This window comes from uncultured Paraglaciecola sp. (genome assembly GCF_913058035.1).
Taxonomy (GTDB): Bacteria; Pseudomonadota; Gammaproteobacteria; order Enterobacterales; family Alteromonadaceae; genus Paraglaciecola.
Window position 1 is genome coordinate 1 of sequence record NZ_CAJXPA010000285.1, and the last position, 3,874, is coordinate 3,874.

2 protein-coding genes and 2 pseudogenes are annotated in these 3,874 nt (G+C 41.8%); 1 reads left to right on the forward strand and 3 read right to left on the reverse strand.

Annotated features, from left to right (window positions below; translation table 11 throughout):
* Window positions 1–926: 926 nt before the first annotated feature.
* A pseudogene (locus QZ562_RS20250) lies at window positions 927–2,072 on the reverse strand (IS3 family transposase).
* Between the two features lie 88 nt (window positions 2,073–2,160).
* Here QZ562_RS20250 and QZ562_RS20255 point away from each other — a divergent pair.
* Window positions 2,161–2,283 (forward strand): annotated as a pseudogene (locus QZ562_RS20255) (IS3 family transposase); the annotation flags it as partial.
* 129 nt (window positions 2,284–2,412) lie between these two features.
* Here the strand turns inward: QZ562_RS20255 and QZ562_RS20260 are convergent.
* A complete protein-coding gene (locus QZ562_RS20260; RefSeq protein ID WP_293764370.1) occupies window positions 2,413–2,544 on the reverse strand; it encodes a hypothetical protein in 132 nt (43 codons plus the stop codon).
* 93 nt (window positions 2,545–2,637) lie between these two features.
* Window positions 2,638–3,660 carry a hypothetical protein gene (locus QZ562_RS20265; protein ID WP_293764373.1) on the reverse strand — a complete coding sequence of 341 codons (1,023 nt, stop codon included), beginning with the start codon at window positions 3,658–3,660 and terminating at the stop codon, window positions 2,638–2,640.
* Between the last annotated feature and the right edge of the window lie 214 nt (window positions 3,661–3,874).

The window sequence follows — 3,874 nt, forward strand, 5'->3', positions numbered from 1 at the left end:
GTGAAATTAATGTTTGCAATGAGTGAGCAGGAGTCAATCGCGTTTCATTCAGTCCTATGACCGCTTCACGCCCTGAGTCATTCAAAAAGTTTTTATGCAGCCAAAAGAGATGAATTTCTCTCTTTTAGTGCTTTTAAATATGTCGATTCATTATAAGGTGTTCTGGTTTTCCAACACCTATAAACGATCTTTATCCATTCGTATGCTAGCGCTCTTACAGCTGATTGGTGAGACTTTCCTTTCGCCCATTGTTGCTCATAATACAAGCCAGCCCAATAAGATTGCTTTACACTTTTTGCAGACCACTCGAAGAAACTTTGCCTAACAAATTTAGAACACTGCCATCGCCAGTGCACCCAGCTCCTTTGCCCACTTCACTCTGTCACGGGTGATATTTCCCCGTGATTTTGTATCTCCTGTGCACTGTTGAACCGTGACCTGTCTTCTCCCAGAGCTGCTAATAGGCGCGGCGCTAAATACAACCCAGTACTAGGCAATGAGTTAAATAGCACAGCATCTGGCATGCTGTTAAATAGCTGACTAATCTACTTATCGTATATTCTGATGTTGTCTATTAGCATCAGTATCTGTTTGCAAAGCGCCACTACTAATAGCTTATGTGGCAATATGACGCTATGCTTTTGGGTTAAGGGAATCTCTACATTTATCGCTTTTACACGCTTTTCTGTGTTCGAAACTGCATTGCCACCTTTGGCTTGGAAGAACTTTATGATGGAGGTGGTTTTTGCGCGTTTCACTGTATGTAAGGCTGGCCATTTAATTAAAAAGTCACAGAATAGTTCAGTATCTCTATGGCAGAACCGCACAAATGGTTGCGGGTGATACTGCTTAAGAGCATTGATAAGTCTATTTGTGTTGCGACACCTATCTTCCACTGACGATCGGCGCTGCTTGTTCTGTTCTGGTCAACTCCAACCGGACGCTTTCCCAAAGGAGTTTTCAAATTCAATTGGCGATTGATCCAAATTGGCTGAATGCAGTCGCTCAACATTATAATATTTTATCTATCTAGCGACATCTTCTCGCATATGTAATCGAGTTGGCTGCGGTACTTTAAACAACCAATCGTAAACGTTCCACAACAACATTATCCCAGCAAGCCCCAACGTCACCCATACTGGCTCGACAACCTAATCGCGACAGCAAGTTTCTAAAGCCTGTACTCGTGAACTGAGAGCCTCTATCACTGTGAAATACCACACCTTTTTCCGGTTTACGTAAGTTATGAGCCTTTATCAGCGCTTGCTCGACCAAATCACGCGTCATGCGTTTTGATATATGCCAACCAACAATACGGCGTGAGTACAAATCTATGACAATTGTTAAGTACAACCAGCCCTCACCCATCTTTAAATAGAACACATCACCCGCCCAAATTTGATTGGGCCCAACTGGATTGAAATTCATATTTAACAAATTGTCAGCCACAGCATCACTGTGTTTTCCCTTGGTTGTCACTTTATAAGCTACTCTCTGAGTCACCATTCATTTAGGCCGTTCCATTAGCTTAATAGCGCGATAACGTGTTATTTCAAAGCCTTCTTTACGTAGTACTTTAGAAAGCTTTGCGCTGCCTAAACTGTTTCGACTCGCCTTGAATAATATTTTTGCTCGTCGATACAATCTAAGTGTTTGAGCGCCAATGAGTTCACCCGGTCTTTTTAGCCAAACCTAGTATGCTGACGAACTCACTTCCAGCACTTTACAAGCAACTGACACAGGATATTTAGCATCAAGCTCACTTATAAAAGAATATCTTACTTCATTTTTTTCGCGAAGAAGGCACTTGCCTTTTTTAGGATTTCACGCTCCATGTATAGACGTTTATTATCCTTCCTGAGCTGAATTAACTCTACCCGTTCATCACCAGACAACACATCACCTTGTGCCTGTTTCTTATGCTTGGCTAGCCAGTTGTAAAGTAGTTTGTCTGTCACGCCCAAAGATGCAGCTGCCTGCACGATTGAGTAATCTTGCTCAATTACCAGAGCAACCGCTTCTTGCTTAAATTCTACTGGATAATGCTTATTTGTTCGTTTAGTCGTATTCACCTCAATTAACAGGATTATAATCCTTTGTTCAAGTGTCCGGTTAATTCAAACACAACAGACAGAACTGGTCGATAATGAGGACTAATTTACACGTTCAAAAGCTAAGAAAAGCATATTTGAATATATTGAAGTATTTTACAATCGACAACGAAGACATTCCTATTTGGGCTTCATAAGCCCGATAGAATATGAGCAGGCCAATGCCTTTTAATTAAATAGTCCAAAAAACTGTGACAACCTCAAGTTTATGGCGTAAACCGTTAGTGAGAAAAAACGCAGAAAGAGGCCACCCTTTTTATATCTCAAAATGGGCAAGGGGGGATTTTATTAGCTAGGTGGTTTACCACTTGATGTAAACAACAAAACCTACTTTATTACGTTTTATTGTTTGGATAGAGGCAATGGTGACCGCTACAATCGCGGCATTATGGTTGAATGACTCTGACGGTTTTTTAGCAAAATAGTAAGGCATTTTGGTGCTTCTCTACTTTTTTGGCAAAAAAATGGCCGCCCTTAAGGCCGACCATTTACGTTTGATAAAGTGCAGTGATTAATTTGAGTATTGTTAAATACTACAACCAGTGATTGTATTACCTATACTACCGATGGCAACAGCGCCCTGAGCATACAAGCGACCACCAGCTTGTACGTCTGATGTTGCACCGCTGACTGAACCGTTTACAAAGGCCGTACCAGCAAAATTAGTGCCTGCACCCAGATTAAGCGCACCACCGACATTCCAGATAACTATATAGCCACCATCATCTATTGTTGTGTTTGCACCCAGTGTCAGCGCATCGCTAAGGTTAATAATTGCGTTACCAGTAAATACAATGGTTGCGTCTGCAGGCATATTCAAAGCACTTGCTTCATATACGCCACCGGCTAATTCAGTAGTCTCAGTTGCACTGCCCATATACGTACCTAATACGTACTCATTAGCATCGGTAATATCACCGTTGATGTCAGAAGTCGCAAGAGCAGTTAACTCACGTTGTACAGTAGTTATAGCGTCCAATGCGACTTGCATTTGAAACGCGGCCATGGCCGCGATTTTGTTAATATCACCAATGGAATCAACGTTTCCACTAATAATATTATCATCCGAGTCGTATGCTCGTACCGTAGCGCCAGTGGTCGCCGCGCCCGCATACACATCATATGCAGTTGAACCTGCGCCTAAAGTAATGGCTGCGCCAGCTCCGATATCATGAGCGTCACTAGGCGCGCCTAGTGTAACAGCAGCTCCGGCATAGATGTTCTCAGCTGTAGCATTAGCTGCTACACCTGCGGCGGCGCCGGCATAGATATTTTTAACGGCAGAATCTGCACCTACAGTAGCGGCAGCGCCAGCATAGAGGTGATTAGCCGTAGCATTAGCACCGATAGTAACTGCAGCTTGTGCCGCAACATCTTTTTCTATGCAGGATCCTGCGGCAACACTCAAAGCTGCACCAGCTATTGCTGAATGCTTTGGATAAAAATTATCAGCTGTGGAAGGGACTGTAAACGTTTGGTTTGCTGCTGCTAAAGCGCTCATAGACAAAAATAAGCTAGTAAGACATGTTTTTAATACGATATTTTTCATTGGAAGTTCCTTTTGTATTCCATCACAAATATTTGTAAATGGATATTATAAATAGTGACAATTTACTACCTACTTCGTATTAACCTACAGTTAACACTGAATTAACATTTCAACAAAGCTCAGGCCAAAAATTAATTATCGATCAAATTCAGTGTTTGATGTTTTTTCAAATATGTATTGATACGAAAGTTGTAGATTATCTGATGATATCCAT

Excerpts from the sequence above, each read along its gene's own strand:
- QZ562_RS20260 (WP_293764370.1), bottom strand. The coding sequence starts at position 2,544 with ATGCCTTACTATTTTGCTAAAAAACCGTCAGAGTCATTCAACCATAAT.
- QZ562_RS20265 (WP_293764373.1), bottom strand. The coding sequence starts at position 3,660 with ATGAAAAATATCGTATTAAAAACATGTCTTACTAGCTTATTTTTGTCT.